Below are 21,590 nucleotides of genomic sequence, written 5' to 3'. Positions count from 1 at the left end.
CAAGTCTGGTGCGTCCGGGTAAACGTCCGGCGCCCGCGGAGTCAACCCGCGGTGAACTTCCGGGTGCGCATGGTGTCCCGCGGGCACGCCGGCCCCGTTGCCTGCGGCAACAGCAATCCATCGACATGCCAGGGGACCAGGAATAGCCTTAAGTCGTCCCAACACCCGACAAAGATGACGGAGAGGTGCCCGAGATGGGAACTGCAGAGAATGTTGAACTGGTCCGGCGGGGGTACGAGGCCTTCAATGCGGGCGATATGGCGACCCTCAGCGAGTTGTTCGCGGAGGACGCAGTCTGGCACGTTGCCGGCAACGGCGTGCTGTCCGGGACCAAGCTGGGGCGGGACGCTGTCCTGGCGTACTTCGGTGAGCTGGGGTCGCGCTCGCAGGGGTCCTTGAGTGTCACAGTCACAGACATCATCGGGGGCGAGAAACACACGGTGGCGCTGCAGCACAACCATGCCGAGGGCGACGGAAAGATCCTGGACATGGACGGGGCCCTCAGTTTCGAAGTCCGGGACGGACGGATTGTCTCGGGCAGTGAGTTCTTCGAGGACACGGCCCGGAGCGACGCGTATTGGGCCTAGTCTTCGCGCTCACCGCCGACCGGCCGCGGGCGAGAGAGTTCAGTCCGGCCGGTCGGGTGCCGGCTGACCGGGGACGAACGCTGGACCTCTAGGCCATGGCGGTGTGGGCGGCGCTGTGCGAGTCGATGGCCTTCGCGTAACAGTAGGAGTGCTCTACCCCGATGTACGGCCCGAAGCTCGGCACCGGGGCAAAGCCGGAGTTCTGGTAGAACTGCCGGCCGTCAGTCTGCACCGAGCCGGCCTCCGCGGTGATGGAGGTGATGCCGAGGCCGTGCGCGTGCGCTTCCAGGGCCGCGAGGATGGAGCTGGCCACCCCTGAACCGCGGGTGTACGGGAGCACGTAGAGCCGCTTGATCTCGGCGGTGTGCGCGTCGAGGATGCGCAGGCCGCCGCACCCCACGGGCTGGCCGGAGGCCTTGTCATGGGCGACGAGGAACACGGCCGTGTCAGCCTCCGACGGCGGCGGGCCGGGTTCGTGGTCGCTCGTGCCGAAACGGGCGTCGAGTTCGGCCTGCTGGGCCGCGCGGAGATCCGCGCCCACCGGGTTGGCCCAGGTGACCTGCCGGATGTTGAGCCGCGGGTTCGTCTGCATGGCTGCCTCGCTTCGCCGAAGGGTTATGCAGCTCAACGTTAGGCACCGCCGGTTTCGGCCGTGTTTCCAGCGCGTAAGGGTTCGGAGAATTTAGCTACAGCCTGCCGCCGGCGGGGTCCTCCGCCGCAGGGTCCACCAGTGCCAGGCCGCCGACCGGACTGCCGTCCCAGTGGATGAGCCGCCAGCCGGCGTCGGGATCCCCTTCCAGGGCCACAATCCCGGTGTTGGCGAGGGCATGGCGGGCGGCGAAGCCCGCCTCCACATTGCTGGCCCGCCGGCCCGCCCAGACGCGGATCGCGGCGCCGTGGCTGACCACGGCCACCGTCGCAGCGTCCCCGGCTTCAGCGGCAGCGGCGGCGATCCGTGTGATCGAGGCGTCGTAGCGTTCAAAGAAGTCGTGCCCGCTGGGCCCGGCCGGCATCCTACGGTGCAGTTCCCCGGCCGCCCAGCCCAACACAGTTCCGAGGTAGCGCAGATGCGATTCCTTGTCGGTGAGCTTCTCCAGGGACCCCGCTTCGATCTCCCGCAGGCCCTCCAGCACCTCAATCTCCAGGCCGCGGACGGTCGAAAGCGGCGCGGCCGTGATCTGGGTGCGGATCAGCGTGGAGGCGAAGAGAAGGTCGATCTGCTCATTCGCCAGGGACCGCGCCAGCGCGGCGGCCTGCAGGTCGCCGAGCTCGGTCAGCCCGGGCCCCGGGTGGGCGGTGTCCAGCTGGCCCAGGACGTTGCCGGGCGTCTGGCCATGGCGGATGAGCAGGAGCCTCATGCGAGGTGGTCCACCAGCTTGTCGGCGATGCCGGTGTACTTCCCGGGGGTCAGGGCCAGCAGCCGGGCTTCGGCGTCCGCGGACAGGCCCAGGCTCTGGACGAATTCCTGCATCCTGGCCGCGTCGACGCGCTGCCCGCGGGTCAGGTCCTTGAGCCGCTCGTAGGGGTTCTCCATGCCTTCGACGCCGGCGATGGCCTCGGCGCGCATAACCATCTGGATGGCTTCGCCAAGGACTTCCCAGTTGGTGTCGAGGTCCGCAGCCAGCACGTCCCCGGCCACCTTCAGGCGGTCCAGGCCCTTGGCAACATTGGAGATGGCAAGCAGGGAGTGGCCGAAGGCCACACCGATGTTGCGCTGCGAGGAGGAATCGGTGAGGTCCCGCTGCCAGCGCGAGGTGACCAGGGTGGAGCCCAGGACATCCAGCAGCCCGGAGGAGATCTCCAGGTTGGCCTCGGCGTTCTCGAAGCGGATCGGGTTGACCTTGTGCGGCATGGTGGAGGAACCGGTGGCGCCCGCGACCGGGATCTGCACGAAGTAGCCTATCGAGATGTAGCTCCAGATGTCGGTGCAGACGTTGTGCAGGATCCGGTTAAACCGCGCGACGTCGGCGTACAGCTCCGCCTGCCAGTCGTGGCTTTCGATCTGTGTGGTCAGCGGGTTCCAGCTCAGGCCCAGGCCTTCAACGAAGCTCTGGGCGACGTGCTCCCAGTCGGCGCCGGGGACGGAGGCCACGTGGGCGGCGTAGGTGCCGGTGGCGCCGTTGATCTTGCCGAGGTATTCGGTCCGGGCGATGCGGTCCAGCTGGCGGGTCAGGCGGTGCGCGAAGACGGCCAGTTCCTTGCCGAGCGTGGTGGGGGTGGCCGGCTGCCCGTGCGTGCGGGAGAGCATCGGCACGGCCCGGTTGTCCCCGGCCATGGCGCTGATCTGCGCGACGAGCTTCCGGGCGGCGGGCAGCCAGACGTCCTCCACGGCGCCCTTGATGCCGAGGGCGTAGGAGAGGTTGTTGATGTCCTCGGACGTGCAGCCGAAGTGCACCATGGCGGTCAGTCGTTCGATGCCGATCCCGGGCAGGCGGCGGCCGATGTAGTACTCCACGGCCTTGACGTCGTGCACGGTGACGGCTTCGATGTCCGCCAGCTCGGCAACCGAGCCGGCGTCGAATTCGGTGACGACGGCGCGCAGTTTCTCCTGCTGGTCCGCGGTCAGCGGTCCGGCGCCGGGAAGCACGTTGTTGCCGGTCAGGTGGATGAGCCATTCAACCTCGACGGCGACCCGGTCGCGGTTGAGGGCGGCTTCGGAGAGATAGTCGACCAGCGGCGCGACGGCGGACTGGTACCGGCCGTCCAGCGGGCCGAGCGCGATCTGTTGTGAGGATGCGGCAAGGGCCAGGCGTCCGGACGGCGTGCGGGTATCGGCTGTGGCGGCAGTTTCAGGCATGCCCCGATTCTTTCACGAAGTCCAGCCGGGCCTGAAGCGCGCTGATCCATGTGACTGACGGCAGGGTTTCCCGGTGATCCCTTCGGTTCCGCCGGCAGTTGTCCACATGGCCGGGCGGGGAGCTTCAGCCCGGGCTCCGGTGCCCCTAACGTCGGTGCTATGACCAGCGGGAGCGCCCACACCAGCGCGCACACCAGCAACCACACCGGGGCTGGCGGGGCGCCCGCGGGGGGTGTCCTGGCCGCTGATGCCGCCGCATGCGCCTCACGCAGCCACGAGGTCCAGCAGCTCGCTGCCCGGGTGGCGGCCTGCGCAGATCACACCGACGCTGCGCTGGCTGACCTGGTCCGGGTGGAACTGCGAGGCTGGCAGTCCCCGGCGGGCCGGGCCTACCGGACGGCGGTGTCCCTGCAGGCTGCGTCCCTGCGTCGCAGCCGGGCAGCCCTGCAGGAGGCCGCTGCCGCCGTACTCCGGCACGCCCAGAACGTGGCATTTTCCCCGGGACGGCCGGGGCCCTGATGGCGGAGGTTTCGCCTGCCGGCTCCGGGGGAGTGCCCATCCCCGCCGCTCCGGTGGATGGGATGTTGCAGATCCGGGGCGGAGTGGGCGGCCTCAGTTTCTCGTTCGAGGAGCTGCTGGCAGGGGCCTCGGCCCTGGACGGGATCGTCCGGGAACTGGCGGAGGCGGAGGCGGAGGTGGAGGGCGTGCGGCGCGCCCTGTTCCCGTACCAGCACGACTCTTACCCGAGTGGCAGCCATGCAATCATCGCCGTCGGGGAGGCAGCGCGGGACCTCGGCCGCGTCCGGACGGAGCTCGAGCGTCTTTGCCGTGACGTCCGGGCGAGCCACCGGGAGTACGAGTCCGCCGACGCCAGGAACACCCTGCTGCTGCGGATCGGCCGGACCGGTCCGGGGTATGTGCCTCTGTGGGGGCTGGTTGGCCTGCCTCCAATCACCGTGCGCGACACGGTGGAGGACGGCATTTCGCTGGTGCCGTCTACTCTGGCGCTGTTGCTTGGCCTGCCTGCCTGCCTGGCCCCGGCAGGGGGGAACGCCGGCGCGGCCGGTGTCCGCTCCACAATCCGCGGCCTGACGGCCGGGCCGGGTCAGGAGTTCCTACGCCCCCGGCCCGTCCGGATCGCCGGCCGGGACACCCGGACGGAGGAGGTGGACGTCTCACCCGCAGGGCTGTTGCTGCGGGCCGAAGCCGTCGGTCGGAACAGCGGGGACATCGAGGTGCTCATGGTGGGAGAGCCCGGCGGCCGCGCCTGGGTGGTGGTCATCCCCGGGACGCAGCTGGACGGACTGCCGCAGGGCACCAACCCCTTCGACGCCGCCGGTATCGCAGAGGGCCTCGGCTACGACTCGGCCGAGACCGCCGCGGCCATCCGTCAGGCCTTGGCGGAGGCCGGCGCCGAGGCGGGCGACCAGGTGGCCGCCGTCGGCTACAGCCAGGGCGGCATCCACGCCATGAACCTCGGCCGTGACAAGGCGTTTTTGGCCGACTACGAGCTGAAATTCGTGCTCACGGCGGGTTCCCCGGTGGGCGGGATCGAGCCCGGGCCCGGGACCGGCAGCCTGCACCTGGAGCACGAGCAAGACTGGGTGCCCGGGGCGGACGGGATGCCCAACCCGGACCTGTTGGACCGGGTGACGGTCACTTTGACCACTCCGATCCCCGAACACGAATGGCTGGAGCCGGGGATGGGGCCCGGCCACGCCATGGACCGCTATGCAGACGGCGCCCGTGAGGTGGCGGCCAGCCAGGATCCATCACTCCAGGCTTCGACCGCCGCGCTCGCGGCCGTGGTCGGCGCCGGCGGAACCGCCACGGTGACGCGCTTCTCGCTCCGGCGCGACGCCATGCCGTCCCAGCGGGGAACGCCGGTCGCCCCGGGGTTCCGGGCAACGTCCCCTAACGGTCGAGCGCGGGGAGGAAGCTCGCTACAAGGGACACCGCACTGATAATGAGCGCAGCGAACACCGCCGTCCACCAGAAGCTGTCGATGGTGAAGTGCACGGTGGTGTAGCTGCTGATCCAGGACGTCAGGTAGAGCATCCCCGCGTTGATGACAACAGTAAAAAGGCCCAGGGTAAGGATGGTGATCGGCAGCGACAGGAGGCTGATGATCGGCTTGACGAAGGCGTTGACCAAGCCGAAGATCAAGCCGATGAACAGGTAGCCCAGGATGATGCTGATGGTGCCGTTGCCCGCGGTGGAGATATCCAGGCCGGTGAGGATCCAACATGCGATAGCCAGGGCCAGTCCGTTGACGATGACTCGAACGATAAATGAGCGCATGGGCACATGCTGTCACACGCCCGGCGGCCGCGGCAGGGACCATATCCCCCTCTTGTGGCACAGACCCGATTGAGGCATGGACCCGAAGTAGGCTAGTTGGCATGACTTCATCAGAGAACACGGCCGGGGGCATCAGGCCCCGTCCGGTGGTAGACCTCCTTCCCCGCTACGCGGCCGGCAAACCGCCGGTCCCCGTCGAGGGACTGGTCAGCTACAAGCTTTCCTCCAACGAAAACCCGTTGCCCCCGATCCCTGCAGTGCAGCAGGCCATCGCGGCGCAGACCGATTTCAACCGCTATCCGGATCCGCTGAGCAGCAAGCTGCGCGGCGCGCTCTCCCAGTTCCTGGCGGTTCCCGCCGAGGACATCGTCACCGGCGCAGGAAGCCTCGGGGCGCTGAACCAGCTGCTGGCCACCTTCGCCGGGCAAAACGACGACGGCAAGCCCGACGAGGTCATCTACGCCTGGCGCTCCTTCGAGGCGTACCCGATCTGCGTCGGCCTGGCCGGCGCCGAGAGCGTCCGGATCCCGCTGACCGGCGAGGGCCGCCACGATCTCGACGCCATGGCCGCCGCGGTAACGGCGCGCACCCGGTTGATCCTGCTGTGCACGCCCAACAACCCCACCGGACCCATTCTGACCACCGAGGAAACCGAGCGCTTCATTAAACGGGTTCCCTCCGACGTCGTCGTCGTCATCGATGAGGCCTACCAGGAATTCGTCCGCGACGAGCAGGCCGTCGACGGGATCGAAATGTACCGGAAGTACCCCAACGTCGCAGTCCTGCGAACCTTCTCCAAAGCCCATGGCCTGGCCGGGCTGCGGGTCGGCTACAGCATGTCCCAACCGGAGCTCACGCAGCATCTGCGCGTCTCGGCCACCCCCTTCGCGGTGTCCCAGATCGCCGAAATCGCGGCGGTGACCTCGCTGGAGCACTTCGGCGAGGTTGTAGAAAGGGTACAAAGCCTCGTGGACGAACGGGACCGCGTCACCGCCGGCCTGCGGGACCTCGGCTGGTTCGTGCCTGAGGCCCAGGGCAACTTCGTCTGGCTCAATCTGGGTGCAGACAGCGCGGAATTCGCAGCCCTGGCGGGGGAGCGGGCCCTGTCCGTCCGCGCCTTCGCCAACGAGGGCGTGCGGGTCAGCATCGGCGAGACCGAGGCCAACACCCGCTTCCTGGAACTCTGTACGATCTATACAAAACCCCCACGGCGTTCCTAGCGCTTAACATGACGGCCGCCGCCCGCCGGCTGCGGATAAAGTAGGGACGAGTAAGCCAATATATATGCCGGACCGGGAATGTATTCCCGGTCCGGCATATATCCCAGCTATTGCGGCGCATTCGGATGCGGCAAGCAAGGAGACGGTATGGGCGCCACACATCTGCCCTCTACCGAGTTCGATGGAACCGACATTGAGGACCGACTCGAGGCGGAGGCGGAAGCCCGCCTGGGCGGTCCGGCGGAGCCGATGGTGCAGCTCCTCGCACCCGATGGCACCCTCGGCTCCGATCCCGTGTTCTCGGACTACGCCGAGCGGCTTGACCCGGAGAAACTGCGCGGATTCTATGCCGACATGGCGAAAATCCGGCGCTTCGACGTGGAGGCCACCGCGCTGCAGCGGCAGGGCCAGCTGGCCCTCTGGGTACCGCTCACCGGCCAGGAGGCCGCCCAGATCGGCTCCGGCCGGGCCAGCCAGCCGCAGGACTACATTTTTCCCACCTACCGCGAACACGGCGTCGCCCTCACCCGCAACGTGGACCTGGCCGAGCTGCTGCGCCAGTTCCGCGGCGTCTCCAACGGCGGCTGGAACCCCAAGGACACCAACTTCCACCTCTACACCCTGGTCCTCGCGGCGCAGACCCCGCATGCGGTCGGCTACGCGATGGGGATCCAGCGCGACCAGAAGTTCGCGGCGTCGTCCGCACTCGCGGGCGGAACTGGCCAGGCCGCGGAGCCCAAGGCCGCCGTCATGGTCTACTTCGGCGACGGCGCCAGCTCCGAAGGCGACGTTCATGAGTCCATGGTCTTCGCGGCGTCCTACAGGGCCCCCGTGGTGTTCTTCTGCCAGAACAACCACTGGGCGATCTCCGTCCCCAGCTCCGTGCAGACCCGCATCCCGCTCGCCGACCGGGCCAAGGGCTACGGATTCCCGGGCATCCGGGTGGACGGAAACGACGTGATCGCCGTGCATGCCGTCACCGACTGGGCGCTGGAACGTGCCCGCCAGGGCGAGGGCCCGGTGTTGATCGAGGCGTTCACCTACCGCGTGGGTGCCCACACCACGGCCGACGATCCCACGAAATACCGGGAATCCGCCGAGGAAAGCCGGTGGCGGGCGAAGGATCCGCTGGAGCGCCTGGAGAACTACCTCCGCGCCGAGGGAATGGCCGATGACGCCTTCTTCGAGCAGGTCAGGGCCGACGGCGACGAACTCGCCGCCTACGTCCGCAAGACCACTTACGATCTCGAAACTCCGGACATCCGGACTTCCTTCGCCAACACCTACGTGGAGGCCCACCCGCTGGTGGCCGAGGAGCTTGCCTGGTTCGAGGCGTACAGCGCGGGCTTCGCCGACGAGGCAGAACCCGCGGAGACCGCCCGGGCAGAGCGGGCGGCCCACTGATGACCACCATGACCATTGCCAAGGCCATCAATGAAGGCCTCCGCGCGACGCTGAACAACAACCCCCGCGCCCTGCTCATGGGCGAGGACATCGGACCCCTGGGCGGCGTGTACCGCGTCACCGACGGCCTGATCGCGGAGTTCGGCGCCGACCGCGTGGTGGATACCCCGTTGGCGGAGTCCGGCATCATCGGCACCGCGATCGGCCTGTCGCTCCGCGGCTACCTGCCCGTCTGCGAAATCCAGTTCGACGGCTTCGTGTTCCCGGGCTTCAACCAGATCACCACCCAGCTGGCAAAGATGCACTCCCGCAGCAACGGCAACCTGACCGTGCCGGTCGTCATCCGGATCCCCTACGGCGGCGGCATCGGCTCGATCGAACACCATTCGGAGTCCCCGGAGGCGCTGTTCGCCCACACCGCCGGGTTGCGGATCATCACCCCGTCCAACCCCCACGACGCCTACTGGATGATCCAGCAGGCCGTGGACTGCCAAGACCCCGTCATCGTATTCGAACCGAAGCGACGCTACTGGCTCAAGGGGGAGGTCGACACGGAATCGCCCGGAACCTCCGCTGACCCGTTCAAGGCCCACGTGCTGCGCGAGGGGACGGACGCCACTGTCGTGGTTTACGGACCGCTGGTCCCGGTCGCGCTGGCCGCCGCCAATGCCGCCGCCGAGGACGGCCGCAGCGTCGAAGTGATCGACCTGCGGTCCATCTCGCCGATCGACTTCGACACCGTCACGGACTCCGTCAGGAAGACGGGCCGGCTGATCGTGGCCCACGAGGCCCCGACGTTTGGCGGGATCGGCGGCGAAATCGCGGCCCGAATCAGCGAGCGTGCCTTCCACTCACTCGAGGCGCCCGTCATCCGCGTCGGCGGCTTCCACATGCCCTACCCGGTGGCCAAGGTGGAGGAAGACTACCTCCCGGACATCGACCGCATCCTTGAGGCACTGGACCGCGCCCTTTCCTACTGACCGCTTCCTGCCGAGGCGCCTTCTCCGAACAAGGACAATATGACACTCCACAAGTTCAACCTCCCCGACGTGGGCGAAGGGCTGACCGAGGCCGAGATCGTCGCCTGGAAGGTCAAACCCGGCGACACTGTGGCCATCAACGATGTCCTGTGCGAAATCGAGACCGCAAAATCCCTCGTTGAGCTGCCCTCGCCATTCGCCGGCACCGTCACCGAACTGCTCGTCCCCGAGGGCCTGAGCGTCGACGTCGGGACCCCGATCATCAGCGTGAGCGACGCGGCACCCTCCGACGCGGCACCCTCCGGCTCCGCGCCGGCCGCCCCGGCTCCGGCCTCGCAGCCGGCACCCTACGCTCCGATGTACGGAAAGCTGGAAGCGGATGCCTCCGACGCCGGCGAAGCGGCCGGGGGCCCGGCCGGCGGCCCGCTGGTGGGCTCCGGTCCCAAGGCCGACGCCGTCAAACGCCGCCGGCGGGTGGCCGCGCCCGCCGCGCAGACGGCGCCCGCGTCGGGCCCCGTCGCCGGACCGGTCCCGCTCGCCGAGCCTGTGGAGGCGCACGACATCTGGATCAGCCCGGAGGCCGTCACCCACGCCGAGCGCCCGGCGCCAGCGGACAGTCTCGACCAGCGGCCCACCCTCGGCGGAGCCATCAGCGGCCTGGTCAGCAGGGTCCTGGCCAAGCCGCCCGTGCGCAAAATCGCCCGCGACCTGGGCATCGACCTGGCCGACGTCGTCCCCACCGGGGCACGTGGCGAAGTGACCCGCGAGGATCTGGTGAGCTACCAGGCGCAGCGCGACGCCGAGGTCGACCAGGCGGACACCTTTTGGGGCAAGACCGGCCGCCCGCAGGAACAGCGGATCGAACGGATCCCGGTCAAAGGCGTCCGCAAGGCCACGGCTCGGGCCATGGTTGAGTCCGCCTTCGCGGCGCCGCACGTCAGCATCTTCGTCGACGTCGACGCCAGCCGGACCATGGAGTTCGTCAAGCGCCTCAAGGCCTCCCGCGACTTCGAGGGCATCAGGGTCTCGCCCCTGCTGATCCTGGCCAAGGCCGTCATCTGGGCCGCAGCCCGGAACCCCAGCGTCAACGCGAGCTGGGTGGACAACCCGGACGGCAGCGACTCCGCCGAGATCCATGTCAAGCACTTCATGAACCTCGGAATCGCCGCCGCCACGCCCCGTGGCCTGATGGTCCCGAACATCAAGAACGCCCAGGACCTGTCGCTCAAGGAGCTGGCCCTGGCCCTGAACGAGCTCGCCACGACCGCACGGGCCGGCAAGACCCAGCCCGTGCAGATGCAGGGCGGCACGCTGACGGTCACGAACATCGGCGCCCTGGGGATCGATACGGGCACACCGATCATCAACCCCGGCGAGGTGGCGATCGTGGCCTTTGGCACCATCAAGCAGAAGCCCTGGGTCCTCGACGGCGAAGTGATTCCCCGCTGGATCACCACCCTCGGCGGTTCCTTCGACCACCGTGTGGTCGACGGCGACCTCTCGGCACGGTTCATGGCCGACGTCGCGTCAATCCTGGAAGAGCCTGCCCTGCTGCTGGACTGAGCAGCAGGGGACCAGCGCGGACCCCCGCCGCCAGGCTCGGGCGGCGGGCCGGAACGTCGCGAGGCCCGGGGCGTGGCTAGGTCCCTGAGTAGCTTGACAGCAGTTCGGCCATGGCCGGATCGCCCCTGATCGCGGCGGCCACGGCGAGGGCCGCGGTGAACGTCACGCCGGCAAAGCCGGCGGTACATGCGGTCACCGCGGCACATAGCTTCCAGTCGCCGCGGACGACGAGCCGTGACGTTCCGGGCATGCGCCGGCCGGGGGAGATCCTGTTGGGGGCGCTGTCTGTGGAGCCGTCATCCAGGAACGCGATCACCCGGTCCCCCCGGCGGTCGACGCGCATGGTGGTTATGTGGTTGCCGTGCCGGGCCAGGAGAATGTCGTGGCCAACGAGCTGGCGGCGCTGAAGGGTAGGCATTTTCATCCCCTGGAACTAAGAAATTGGACGTCCACGCCAGCGGAGTCACTTCCAATTTTACCGCCGGAACGAGTCTGCGGCGGGCCGTAATCCGCATGATCCCGCCCCCGGGCCCTGTGGCGCGGGTCGGCGCGGTCCCTGTCCAGACAGTCCGGTCGGCACTAGAGTGGCACCAGCCGCCGCCAGCGGGGCGGACGCGGATCAAAGGAGATGTTGCGTGTTTTCGAGCCCGTTCCCCGATGTGGAAATCCCCGATGTCAGCCTGTACGACTACCTTTTTGGCGGCCTGGAGGACGCAGACCTGGACCGGATCGCCGTCGTCGACGGCACGAGCGGCGCCGAGACCAGCTACCGGGCCCTCGTGGGGCAGATCGATGCCGTGGCCGGAGCCGTCGCCGCCCAGGGCCTCGGCCTCCACGGCGTCGCGGCGATCCTGTGCCCCAACGTCCCTGCGTTCGCCGTTGTCTTCCACGGGCTGCTGCGCGCCGGCGCGACGGTCACGACCGTCAACTCCCTGTACACGGCCGACGAGATCGCCCTCCAGCTCGCCGACGCCGGCGCTCAGTGGCTGTTCACCGTCTCCGCACTGCTCCCCGGGGCGCAGGAAGCTGCCACCCGGGCCGGAATCCCGGCTGAACGGCTCGTCGTTCTCGACGGCGCCGCCGGCCATCCCTCGCTGCGGGACCTGCTCACGGCGGGTGCCCCGGCGCCGGACGTCAGCTTCGATCCGGCCACCCACGTGGCGGTGCTCCCGTACTCTTCCGGGACCACCGGCCGGCCCAAGGGGGTCATGCTCAGCCACCGGAACCTCGTGGCGAACGCGGAGCAGTCCCGCGGGCTGCTCAAGGTCACTCCGGAGGACCGCCTGCTGGCCCTCCTGCCGTTCTTCCACATCTACGGGCTGACCGTGCTGCTGAACCTTGCCCTGCGCCAGCGTGCCTGCCTGGTCACGATGCCGAAATTTGAGCTGGCGGAGTTCCTGCGGATCATCCAGGACCAAAAGTGCAGCTACCTGTTCATCGCACCGCCCGTGGCTGTGGCCCTGTCCAAGCACCCGATGGTCGCCGACTATGACCTCACTTCCGTCCACACCACCCTGTCCGGCGCGGCCCCGCTCGACGGCGAACTGGGCGGCAGGCTGGCGGAGCGCCTTGGCTGCCGGGTGCTGCAGGGCTACGGCATGACCGAGATGAGCCCCGTGTCCCACCTGATCCCGGTGGACGCCACGGCGGTTCCCGTCAGTTCGGTTGGCTATACCGTCCCGAATATGGACTGCAGGCTGCTGGATCCTGCCACCGGGGAGGAAATCGAAATTCCGGCCGAGGGGACCAGCGCGCCCGGACACCTGCTGTGCCGCGGACCGAACGTGATGCTCGGCTACCTCAACCGGCCCGAGGAGACGGCGGACACCCTCGACGCCGACGGCTTCCTGCACACCGGGGACATCGCCACCGTCCGCGCCGACGGTGTGGTCACGATCGTGGACCGGCTCAAGGAACTGATCAAGTACAAGGGCTACCAGATCGCCCCGGCGGAGCTTGAGGCGCTGCTCCTGACCCACCCCGGCATCGCCGACGCCGCGGTGATCGGAACCTCCGACGCCGACGGGCAGGAGGTGCCGATGGCGTTTGTCGTGCGCCAGCCCGGGAACACCGGCGAGGGCCTCGACGAGGGCGCGGTGATGGAGTATGTGGCGGCCAGGGTGGCGCCCTTCAAGAAGATCCGCAGGGTCGAGTTCATTGACGCGGTGCCAAAGTCCTCCTCCGGCAAGATCCTGCGACGGATGCTCAAGACGGCAGGCGCAGCTACCGGGTAAGCCCTATCGCCGGCGGGCCCTGGGCCGTTGGAACGGTGGCCAGCGGACGCCAAATCGATGCCGGCCGGAGAATGTGACGCAGCTAATCCCGGGGGCTGCCTCCACGGCGTATAGTTGGTGGTAGGTCAGGACGCGGCCATTGGAACCCCATCGTGGAGCTACCGTGCAAAAGATTCCCCCCGTCCTGGCTTCCTCAGCCCAACGCGCACACGCGATTCGAACGGTGCCGCATGCCCCGGCTCGAACCGTGCCGCATGCCCCGCCTCAGACCGTGCCGCACGCGCCGGCGCGGTCCGGCCCCCTGAAGGTCGCTGAAATCCCCCGGCCCACGGGGCCCGGCAAATTTGAGATCGTCCGTGTCGACGGCGGCGGTTTCCGCATCCGCATGCTTGACGGGAACGGGGCCGTGCTGGCGCTCTCCCGCGACTACCCGGACATCGCCGCTGCGGTGGAGGGTGTTGAGGCCGTGCGGGAATGCGCCGCCGCGGCCCACATCTCGGACGAGACGGGGCGTTCCCCCGCCCCGGAGAGCCTTACCCCGCCGCGTCCGTAACAAGGCCGCCGCGAACGCCGACACGGAATTCCCGGCCCGGCGGCTGCCGATCACCATTGGGGGTGACCGGATGCCGCCGTACGTGCCGGTGAACTCCCGCCCTGCGGTCGCGGTGCGCGCCTACTCGGACGAGTCGGTCTTGGCGATGTAGACGTCGCAGGGGGCGTTGTGGGCCACGGAGTTGGCAACGCTCCCGAGCACGCGGCCCAGGCCTTTCATCCGACGGTTTCCGACCACGATCAGCTGGGCGCCGGAACGGGCCGCCTCGTCGATCAGGGCCTCGGCCGGCTTGCCGCGGGCGGCGGCGTACGTCACCTGAACTGCGGGTGTGCGAAGGCTGTCGGCAACGCCGCGGGCAACCTTTTCGGCGTCCCCGGCGTCGGAGACAATCCACTTGTCACTGCCGCTGCCGAAGACCTCGGTCCTGTCGCTGTCGAACGCGCTGACCACATGAAGCGTGGCCCCAAGCGAGGCGGCCAGGTCACGGGCGGTTTGCGCGGCCTTCAGGGCAGTTTCGCTGCCGTCGACGCCGACAACAATAATTCCGGTCATGATGTGCTCCTTGGTCAACAAAAGTCTTCGGACGTGCACCGATGACTCAGGCTACAGGGCGGCGATGGCTTCCTGCAGGACCGGCGCCAGCCGGCGAACCCCTTCGCGGATGGACTCCGGCGGGACGGCGCTGAAGGCCAGGCGGATCTTGTTGGAGGGCTCGTCGGAATGCGTAAAGGCCGCGCCCGGGATGAAAACCACCCCGGCGTCGATCGCTTTCTTCAACAGCGGATAGGTGTCCACGCCGTCGGGAAGCGTGACCCAGACGAAAAAGCCGCCCTCTGGGCGGGTCCAGCTCAGCCCTGGGGGCATGTATTCGTCGAGGGCGGCCAGCATTGCGTCGCAGCGCTCCTTGTACAGCCCCCGGTACGTCTCGATCTGGCCGCGCCAGTCGTAGTCGCGGAGGTAGGCGGAGACGAGCATCTGGTTGAGGGTCGGCGGGCACAGGGTGACAGCCTCCGACGCCAGGTAATAGCGGCGCTGCAGGTGCGCCGGCACGAGGGCCCAGCCGATCCGCAGCCCGGGTGCAAAGATCTTCGAAAAGGACCCCATGTAGATCACATCGTCCGGGTTGGCGGCCCGCAGCGGAGTGAGCGGTTTGCCGTCGAAGCGGAGCAAGCCGTAGGGATTGTCCTCCAGCACCAGAATATTCGCCTTGCGGCATATATCCACGACCTGTTGCCGGCGCTCGGCGGACAGGGTGACCCCGGAGGGGTTGTTGAAGCTCGGGATGGTGTACAGGAACTTGATGTTTTTGCCCGCGGTCTGCAGGGCGGCAATCCTGGCCTCCAGGAGGTCGGGGATGATGCCGTCGTCGTCCATCGGCACGGTGGCGACCTGGACCTGGTACGCCTCAAAGGTGTTGAGGGCGCCGACATAGGTGGGGTCCTCGACCAGCACCACGTCGCCCGGATTGCAGAAGACCTTGGTCGCCACGTCCTGGGCGGACTGCGATCCCGCCGTAATCACCACGTTCTCGGGCTTGGCGTCCAGGATTCCCTCTGCGGCCATTACTTCGCAGACCTGGGTCCGGAGTTCCTCGGTGCCCTGGCCGCCGCCATACTGCAGTGCGGTCATGCCCTGTTCGGCGATGATCTTCGCGGCGGTCTGGCCCAGCCGCTCCAGCGGCAGCGACTGGAGGTACGGGCTGCCGCCCGCCAGCGAGACGAGGCCGGGGCGCATCGAAATGTCGAAGACGTCGCGGACGGCCGATTGCCTGATATTTGCTGCGCGCTCCGAGAACAGGTCCTCGTGGCGGTGGGCGGACGTAGCCGCACGTTCGATCGCGTCAATTGCCTCGGCCGGGAGTACTTCTGCGGCGGCATCAAGTGTTTCGTGGGTCACATCCCCCAGAATACAACCCCTGTTGCCATAGGGGAAACATTTGTTTCCAAGATCCCGTCGGGGTCGCGGACTCGGAACACCCCCGGCCGCAGGAGGGCGGCCGGGGGTGTCCGGAGTGGAGCGGGGACTACGCTGCGGAGACCGTGCGGGACACTTCCAGCGCCTCGAAGACGGCCTTGATCTGCTCAACAACCTCGGGGTCGTCCTTGGGGTGGACCTCGGCGAAGCGGACCATGGAGCCCGGGACGGCCAGCTTGACGTCCCCGAGCACCCGGGCCCCGGCGATACCGACGGCCTTGCGCGCCTCATCCTGGGCCCACACGCCACCGAACTGGCCGAAGGCGGTGCCGACGACGGCGGTCGGCTTGCCGTTCAGTGCGCCTGCGCCGAAGGGGCGGGACAGCCAGTCGATGGCGTTCTTGAGCGAGGCGGGAACAGTGCCGTTGTGCTCCGGAGTGACCAGGAGCAGGGTGTCGGCGTCGTTCGCGGCGGCACGCAGGGCGGCTGCGGAGGCAGGAACCTGGCCCTCGACGTCGATGTCCTCGTTGTAGAACGGGATGTTGCCGAGGCTGTCGTGGATGAGGACCTCCACCTGCTCCGGGGCGTTGATCTGGATGGCTTCAGCCAGCTTCTGGTTGGTGGAATCGGCGCGCAGGCTGCCGACCAGGGCGAGAACGGTGTTCTTGGACATGTGAACTCCTGGGTGTCGTGCCGCGTGATGCTGCGGCTGGCTGATGATGGAGGCCTTGCCGGCCTTCACAGAGCAAAACGGACTGCGGTCCGTTTCTATTCCCCGGGACTAGAATGTGCCTTGTGAGCCTGATCCCAATCCGCCCGGGCCTGGAGCCTGAACGCCGCGATGCGGCCCGCAACCGCCAGCTGGTCCTCCGCGCTGCCCGCGAGCTCATCGAGGAATGCGGGGCGGACGGCCTGACCATGGGCACCCTGGCGCAGCGGGCCGGCGTGGGCAAGGGGACGGTCTTCCGCCGGTTCGGCAGCAGGGCCGGTCTGATGATGACGCTGCTCAGCGACGCGGAGGCCGGGTTCCAGGGGCGCTTCATGTTCGGCCCGCCGCCGCTGGGCCCCGGCGCCCCGCCGCTGGAGCGGCTCATCGCCTTTGGCGAGGAGCGGATCGCCTGGGTGCTGGAGTTCGGCGAGCTGGCCCGGGCCGCGGACGTGTCCGCCTACAACCGGTTCGACGTACCGGCAGCCGTGCTTTGGCACAGGCATCTGGAGATGCTGCTGCGGGAAGCGGGGCTGACGGCCGACCCCTGGCTGATGGCCACCTCACTGAGTGCCGTCGTGGAACCGGAGCGGATCCTGCACGCCGTCCGCGTGCACCAGATTGACCCGGAGCGTCTCGCCGCGTCCTGGCGCGAGCTGGTCTCGCGCGTCGTGCGCGGGGCCTAGCCCAACCCTGATGCCGCGGGGGCTCAGCAAATCAATTCCCCGGAATTATTCATAACGATCTGATACCTGACACACGGAATGCCGCGTTCAGCGGCATCCGGCGGGAGCGTCCATGTGATAGTTTCCTCTGGAATGTGACCCGCAACATAGTCCACCAGGACTTGCCGACAGGCCTGCGGTCGGCCAGCTACCCGCTGGCCAAGATCCCGGATCGGCAGCGGTGACCCCCTGCCGGATGGGGACTACGGAAGGATCAGCTGTGAATCTTGTCAGGACCCCTGCGCACGCCGAGGCAGAAAATACCGTTCCGGCATCGGCAGCCACCGCACACACGACGGCGATCCAGAACTAGCCGTCCCATGCTCCGATACCTCGCCAAACGTGCGATTACGTACGTGTTCATGATCTTCCTGACCACCACCGCCGGGTATTTCCTGGCCGTGAACACCCTGCAGCCGGCGCTGCTGGAGCAGGAGCGGATCCCGCGGCCCACCCCCGAGCAGGTGGCCAACTCGTTCCGCCTCAAGGGCCTTGACCCGGAGCTCAGCGCGTGGGAGCGCTACGTTGAGTGGCTCACGGCGATCATCACCCGCTGGGACTGGGGACGCAGCCCCAACGGCGCGTTCATCAACGCCGAATTCGGCGACCGGGTCTGGATCTCGACCCGGTTGTTCCTGGCCTCAATCGTCCTGACCCTGATCATCGGCATCGCCCTGGGTGTGTACACGGCAGCGCGGCAGTACAAGGCTTCGGACCGGGTGATCACCTCCTACAGCTACCTCGTTTACATCGTGCCGGCGCCTATCGCCTACTTCCTGGTGCAGCTCGGTGCCATCAACATCAACGAGACGGTCGGTGAACGCATCTTCTTTGTCACCGGCATCTCCACGCCAGGGCTGGAGGGAGGCGGCTGGGTGCAGTTCGTGGACATGCTGGCGCACTACGCGGTGCCGACCTTCGCGATCACGATCGTGGGGTGGGGCACCTACCAGATCGCCCAGCGCCAGTACCTCCTGGACAACGTCAACGCCGATTTTGTCCGGACGGCGCGGGCCAAGGGGCTGACCCGGAACCAGGCCATCAGCCGCCACGCACTGCGGGTGTCCTTCATCCCCGTTGCGCAAAGCATTGCCTTCACCATCCCCGCTATCTTCGCCGGCGGCTTCTTCGCCGAGAAGATCTTCGCCTGGCATGGCGTCGGCTCCTGGAGCATCGACGCGATTGCCCTGCAGGACGTAAACGCCGCGACGGCGACCCTCGCCTACGGCTCCGTGATTTTCGCGATCGGCGCGATCCTCGCGGACTTCGCCACCACGCTGGTCGACCCGAGAGTGCGGGTGCAGTAACCATGACAAACCTCAACACCATCGACCCGGCCGCCGTCGCCGGCGAGGCGAAAATCGAGAACAACGACGTCGTCATCGCGAAGTCCTCGATCATCCTCCGCCGCTTCCTGCGCAACAAGACCGCCGTCGTCGGCCTCGCCATCTTCCTGGCCCTGACCCTGTTCTCCTTTGTCGGCGGCTTCTTCACCAGCTGGGACAAGGAGACGATCGACCCGTTCAACATCGGCATGCCGCCGTCCGCAGAGCACCTGCTGGGCACCTCCCAGGCCGGGATCGACCTATACGCCCTGACCGTGGAGGGCACCCGGATCTCTATCCTGATCGGCCTCGTCGTTGGCCTGGTCTCGGTCCTGATCGCCGCCGTGTACGGCTGCACCATGGCGTACTTCGGCGGAAAGGTGGACAAGGTCATGCTGTTCGTCCTCGAAGCCCTGATCATGATGCCGGCCCTGCTGGTCGTCGCCGTGGCCACGAGCGGCGGCGGCAACGGCCTGCAAAAGTCCCTGCCCAGCTGGCTGCTGCTGATCATCGTGCTGCTGGTCTTCAGCTGGATGGGCACCGCCCGGCTCATCCGCTCGCTCTCGATGTCCCTCATGTCGCGCGACTTCGTCAAGGCTGCCCAGTACATGGGGATCCCGCCGCGGCGCATCGTCTGGCGGCACCTCGTCCCGAACATCGGCTCCCTGCTGGTCCTGGACATCACCCGCGGCATCACGGGCGCGATCCTGGCCGAGGTGGCGTTCTCCTTCATCGGAATCGGCATCAAGGTCCCCGACGTCAGCCTCGGGGTGCTGATCGGCCAGGCCACCTCCCAGGTCTCCACCTTCCCGTGGATGTTCTGGGTCCCGCTGACCGTCATGTTCCTCCTGACCGGGTCGCTGGCCATGATGAACGACGGCCTGCGTGACGCGTTCGATCCCAGCTCCAGCTCCGTAGGCCGCGCCAAGAAGAGCCGCCCCGCGAAGAGCACGTCCGGCAAGGCCCAGAAGTTCGCACAGAAGAAGACCACATGAGCCACGAAATGACCGCCAGCACCGAATCCGCCGACCGCTCCGCCGTCGAGCGCCTGCACGTCGCCGGGCTGCACGCCGCAGGTGATGCCCCGGCGGATGCGGTGCTCTCCGTCCGGGACCTGAACGTCCGCTTCAACACCGAAAACGGGGAGGTCCACGCCGTCCGCGGCATCGACTTTGACCTCCGCGCCGGCAAGACGCTGGGCATCGTCGGCGAGTCGGGTTCCGGGAAGTCCGTCACCTCCATGGCCATCCTGGGCCTGCTGCCCCCGACGGCGGAGGTCTCCGGTTCGGTCCGGCTCCTGGGCAAGGAACTGCTGGGACTCAGTGACAAGGCCATGTGCCGGCACCGCGGCAACGACATCGCCATGGTCTTCCAGGATCCGCTGTCCTCCCTGACCCCGGTCTATACGGTCGGCAACCAGATCATCGAGGCGCTCACGGTCCACAACCCCACCATGAGCAAGCAGGCCAAGGAGGCGCGCGCCGTCGAGCTTCTGGGCATGGTGGGCATCCCCAGCCCGAAGGACCGGATCAAGGCCTTCCCGCATGAGTTCTCCGGCGGTATGCGCCAGCGCGTTATGATCGCCATCGCGATTGCCAACAACCCGCGCGTGCTGATCGCCGATGAGCCCACGACGGCGCTCGATGTCACCATCCAGGCGCAGGTCCTGGAGGTGCTGCACACCGCGCAGGAGGAAACCGGCGCCGCCGTCGTGATGATCACGCACGATCTCGGCGTCGTCGCCGGCATCGCGGACGACATCATGGTGATGTACGCCGGCAAGCCGGTGGAGACCGGCAGCGTCGACGACATCTACTACAACCCCCGGATGCCGTACACCATGGGCCTGCTGGGTGCGGTGCCGCGCATTGACGTGGCCGAGAAGTCCTCGCTGGTGCCGATCGAGGGTATCCCGCCGAACCTCATCCACCCGCCGACGGGCTGTTCCTTCGCGCCGCGCTGCCCGCTGGTCAGCAACGCCTGCCTGCAGGGCGAGCCGGAGCTGTGGCCCGTGGCCGGGACCAGCCCTGACAGCGGCCTGCCGCATATGGCCGCCTGCATCAAGACTGACTCCCTCGGCCTGGAAGTGGACGTCCGCGAGATCTTCAAGGCCCCGGCGGTTCCGGTGTCACGCTTTGACGCGATCCCGCGCGCGGAACGCCGGACGGTGCTGGAGCTCAGGGACGTCAAGAAGCACTTCCCGCTGATGAAGGGTGCCCTGCTCAAACGCCGGATCGGCACGGTGAAGGCGGTCGACGGGCTGAGCTTCGACATCCGCGAGGGCGAGTGCTTCTCGATCGTCGGCGAGTCCGGCTGCGGCAAGACCACCACCCTGCTGGAGATCATGGAGTTCCACAAGGACCAGGACGGCGAGGTGGTCATCGGCGGCCTCAGCAACAAGGAAGCCTCCGACGCCAAGACCAAGAGCGCCATGCGCAAGGAACTCCAGATGGTCTTCCAAGACCCCACCGGCGCCCTCGACCCGCGCTTCACCGTCTTTGAAGTGCTGTCCGAACCGCTGGAGAACGCGGGCATGGCCAAACCCCAGATCCGGAAGCGGATCATGGAGTTGATGGAGCTTGTGGGCCTCCAGCCGGACCACGTCAACCGCTTCCCCAACCAGTTCTCCGGCGGCCAGCGGCAGCGCATCGGCATCGCCCGAGCCCTGGCGGTGAACCCCAAACTCGTGGTCCTGGACGAGCCGGTGTCCGCCCTGGACGTGTCCGTCCAGGCCGGCGTCATCAACCTGCTGGACCAGCTCCGCGCGGAACTGGGGCTGAGTTACCTGATGGTGGCCCACGACCTGTCCGTGGTCCGGCACATCTCCAACCGGGTTGCCGTGATGTACCTCGGCAAAATCGTGGAGATCGGCGACGTCGACAGCGTCTTCGACAATCCGCGCCACCCCTACACCCGGGCCCTGCTCTCCGCGATTCCGGTCCCGGACCCGGTCCTGGAACGCACCCGCGAACGCATCATCCTGCAGGGTGATCTGCCCTCGCCGCTGGAAGCGCCCACGGGCTGCAATTTCGCCACGCGCTGCCCGGTCTTCGCGGCGCTGCCGCCGGCGAAGCAGCAGAAGTGCCTGAGCCAGGAGCCCGGGCTGCTGACAGTCACCCACTCCCTGGCAGCTGTCGGCGCCGGAGCCCCCGTGCGCCCGGCCGCCGCCGGCCGCCGGGCCGCCCCCGAGGCTCCCACAGACCAGCAATTCGCCTGTTTTTATCCCGACGGCGAACTGGACGCGGACATGCTCGTTGTCCACGAAACGACCTGACCTACCA

General features: G+C 67.8%; 21 protein-coding genes. 13 read left to right on the top strand and 8 right to left on the bottom strand.

What is annotated here, in order from left to right; translation table 11 throughout:
* The first annotated feature begins 194 nt into the window (after positions 1 to 194).
* Positions 195 to 587, top strand: a complete 393-nt coding sequence (locus QK291_RS12260; RefSeq protein ID WP_282382230.1) for a nuclear transport factor 2 family protein — start codon at positions 195 to 197, stop codon at positions 585 to 587.
* An 88-nt stretch (positions 588 to 675) separates the two neighbouring features.
* Here the strand turns inward: QK291_RS12260 and QK291_RS12255 are convergent, their stop codons facing one another.
* From QK291_RS12255 to purB, 3 genes are all read right to left on the bottom strand, one after another.
* A complete protein-coding gene (locus QK291_RS12255; protein WP_282382227.1) occupies positions 676 to 1,179 on the bottom strand; it encodes a GNAT family N-acetyltransferase in 504 nt (167 codons plus the stop codon).
* Between the two features lie 94 nt (positions 1,180 to 1,273).
* Entirely contained in the window at positions 1,274 to 1,945 is a 672-nt protein-coding gene (locus QK291_RS12250) for a histidine phosphatase family protein (RefSeq protein ID WP_282382224.1), read from the bottom strand.
* A complete protein-coding gene (gene purB / locus QK291_RS12245; protein ID WP_282382221.1) occupies positions 1,942 to 3,384 on the bottom strand; it encodes an adenylosuccinate lyase in 1,443 nt (480 codons plus the stop codon). The genes QK291_RS12250 and purB overlap by 4 nt, the downstream gene beginning before the upstream one ends.
* Before the next feature lie 159 nt (positions 3,385 to 3,543).
* On the opposite strand from purB, the gene QK291_RS12240 reads away from it, so the two are divergent.
* Complete coding sequence (locus QK291_RS12240) at positions 3,544 to 3,903, top strand: hypothetical protein (RefSeq protein WP_282382219.1); 360 nt, start codon at positions 3,544 to 3,546, stop codon at positions 3,901 to 3,903.
* A gap of 62 nt (positions 3,904 to 3,965) precedes the next feature.
* On the top strand, positions 3,966 to 5,348 hold the full coding sequence (locus QK291_RS12235) for a hypothetical protein (protein ID WP_282382217.1): 1,383 nt from the start codon (positions 3,966 to 3,968) through the stop codon (positions 5,346 to 5,348).
* Here QK291_RS12235 and QK291_RS12230 read toward each other — a convergent pair.
* Positions 5,299 to 5,685, bottom strand: coding sequence for a phage holin family protein (locus QK291_RS12230; RefSeq protein WP_282382215.1), 387 nt, complete (start codon positions 5,683 to 5,685; stop codon positions 5,299 to 5,301). The two genes, QK291_RS12235 and QK291_RS12230, sit on opposite strands and share 50 nt — an antisense overlap.
* Before the next feature lie 101 nt (positions 5,686 to 5,786).
* Here QK291_RS12230 and QK291_RS12225 point away from each other — a divergent pair, with 101 nt between their 5' ends.
* From QK291_RS12225 to QK291_RS12210, 4 genes are all read left to right on the top strand, one after another.
* A complete protein-coding gene (locus QK291_RS12225) occupies positions 5,787 to 6,905 on the top strand; it encodes a histidinol-phosphate transaminase (protein ID WP_282382213.1) in 1,119 nt (372 codons plus the stop codon).
* Between the two features lie 147 nt (positions 6,906 to 7,052).
* The gene (gene pdhA, locus QK291_RS12220; RefSeq protein WP_282382211.1) at positions 7,053 to 8,309 is read left to right on the top strand and encodes a pyruvate dehydrogenase (acetyl-transferring) E1 component subunit alpha; all 1,257 of its coding nucleotides are present in this window, start codon (positions 7,053 to 7,055) and stop codon (positions 8,307 to 8,309) included.
* The gene (locus QK291_RS12215) at positions 8,309 to 9,289 is read left to right on the top strand and encodes an alpha-ketoacid dehydrogenase subunit beta (protein WP_282382209.1); all 981 of its coding nucleotides are present in this window, start codon (positions 8,309 to 8,311) and stop codon (positions 9,287 to 9,289) included. The genes pdhA and QK291_RS12215 overlap by 1 nt, the downstream gene beginning before the upstream one ends.
* Positions 9,290 to 9,328: 39 nt before the next feature.
* Positions 9,329 to 10,852 carry a dihydrolipoamide acetyltransferase family protein gene (locus tag QK291_RS12210; RefSeq protein WP_282382207.1) on the top strand — a complete coding sequence of 508 codons (1,524 nt, stop codon included), beginning with the start codon at positions 9,329 to 9,331 and terminating at the stop codon, positions 10,850 to 10,852.
* A 76-nt stretch (positions 10,853 to 10,928) separates the two neighbouring features.
* On the opposite strand, the gene QK291_RS12205 is transcribed toward QK291_RS12210, so the two are convergent.
* Positions 10,929 to 11,270 (bottom strand): hypothetical protein, encoded by a 342-nt coding sequence (locus QK291_RS12205; protein WP_282382205.1) that lies wholly within the window; start codon positions 11,268 to 11,270, stop codon positions 10,929 to 10,931.
* 217 nt (positions 11,271 to 11,487) lie between these two features.
* Between QK291_RS12205 and QK291_RS12200 the strand changes: the two genes are divergently transcribed.
* Positions 11,488 to 13,086, top strand: a complete 1,599-nt coding sequence (locus tag QK291_RS12200) for an AMP-binding protein (RefSeq protein ID WP_282382201.1) — start codon at positions 11,488 to 11,490, stop codon at positions 13,084 to 13,086.
* Between the two features lie 271 nt (positions 13,087 to 13,357).
* Positions 13,358 to 13,639: a YegP family protein gene (locus QK291_RS12195; protein ID WP_282382197.1), complete on the top strand. Its 282-nt coding sequence runs from the start codon at positions 13,358 to 13,360 to the stop codon at positions 13,637 to 13,639.
* A 120-nt stretch (positions 13,640 to 13,759) separates the two neighbouring features.
* Here the strand turns inward: QK291_RS12195 and QK291_RS12190 are convergent, their stop codons facing one another.
* The 3 genes from QK291_RS12190 to QK291_RS12180 form a co-directional block, all read right to left on the bottom strand.
* A complete protein-coding gene (locus tag QK291_RS12190; RefSeq protein WP_282382194.1) occupies positions 13,760 to 14,191 on the bottom strand; it encodes a universal stress protein in 432 nt (143 codons plus the stop codon).
* Between the two features lie 51 nt (positions 14,192 to 14,242).
* The gene (locus QK291_RS12185) at positions 14,243 to 15,535 is read right to left on the bottom strand and encodes a PLP-dependent aminotransferase family protein (protein ID WP_282382191.1); all 1,293 of its coding nucleotides are present in this window, start codon (positions 15,533 to 15,535) and stop codon (positions 14,243 to 14,245) included.
* Positions 15,536 to 15,662: 127 nt separating this feature from the next.
* Positions 15,663 to 16,226 (bottom strand): NADPH-dependent FMN reductase, encoded by a 564-nt coding sequence (locus QK291_RS12180; protein WP_282382189.1) that lies wholly within the window; start codon positions 16,224 to 16,226, stop codon positions 15,663 to 15,665.
* Positions 16,227 to 16,348: 122 nt separating this feature from the next.
* Here QK291_RS12180 and QK291_RS12175 point away from each other — a divergent pair, with 122 nt between their 5' ends.
* The 4 genes from QK291_RS12175 (at position 16,349) to QK291_RS12160 (ending at position 21,583) form a co-directional block, all read left to right on the top strand.
* Positions 16,349 to 16,945 carry a TetR/AcrR family transcriptional regulator gene (locus QK291_RS12175; RefSeq protein WP_282382186.1) on the top strand — a complete coding sequence of 199 codons (597 nt, stop codon included), beginning with the start codon at positions 16,349 to 16,351 and terminating at the stop codon, positions 16,943 to 16,945.
* Between the two features lie 359 nt (positions 16,946 to 17,304).
* Positions 17,305 to 18,291, top strand: coding sequence for an ABC transporter permease (locus QK291_RS12170; protein ID WP_282382183.1), 987 nt, complete (start codon positions 17,305 to 17,307; stop codon positions 18,289 to 18,291).
* Positions 18,292 to 18,293: 2 nt separating this feature from the next.
* Positions 18,294 to 19,304, top strand: a complete 1,011-nt coding sequence (locus QK291_RS12165) for an ABC transporter permease (RefSeq protein WP_282382180.1) — start codon at positions 18,294 to 18,296, stop codon at positions 19,302 to 19,304.
* Positions 19,301 to 21,583 carry an ABC transporter ATP-binding protein gene (locus QK291_RS12160; protein WP_282382177.1) on the top strand — a complete coding sequence of 761 codons (2,283 nt, stop codon included), beginning with the start codon at positions 19,301 to 19,303 and terminating at the stop codon, positions 21,581 to 21,583. The genes QK291_RS12165 and QK291_RS12160 overlap by 4 nt, the downstream gene beginning before the upstream one ends.
* The last annotated feature ends 7 nt before the right edge of the window (positions 21,584 to 21,590 follow it).

The sequence above is a fragment of the Arthrobacter sp. AL12 genome, assembly GCF_029960645.1.
Classification (GTDB): domain Bacteria; phylum Actinomycetota; class Actinomycetes; order Actinomycetales; family Micrococcaceae; genus Arthrobacter.
The sequence above is the reverse complement of the archived record's forward strand: the minus strand, read 5'-3'. Positions and strand labels throughout refer to the sequence as shown.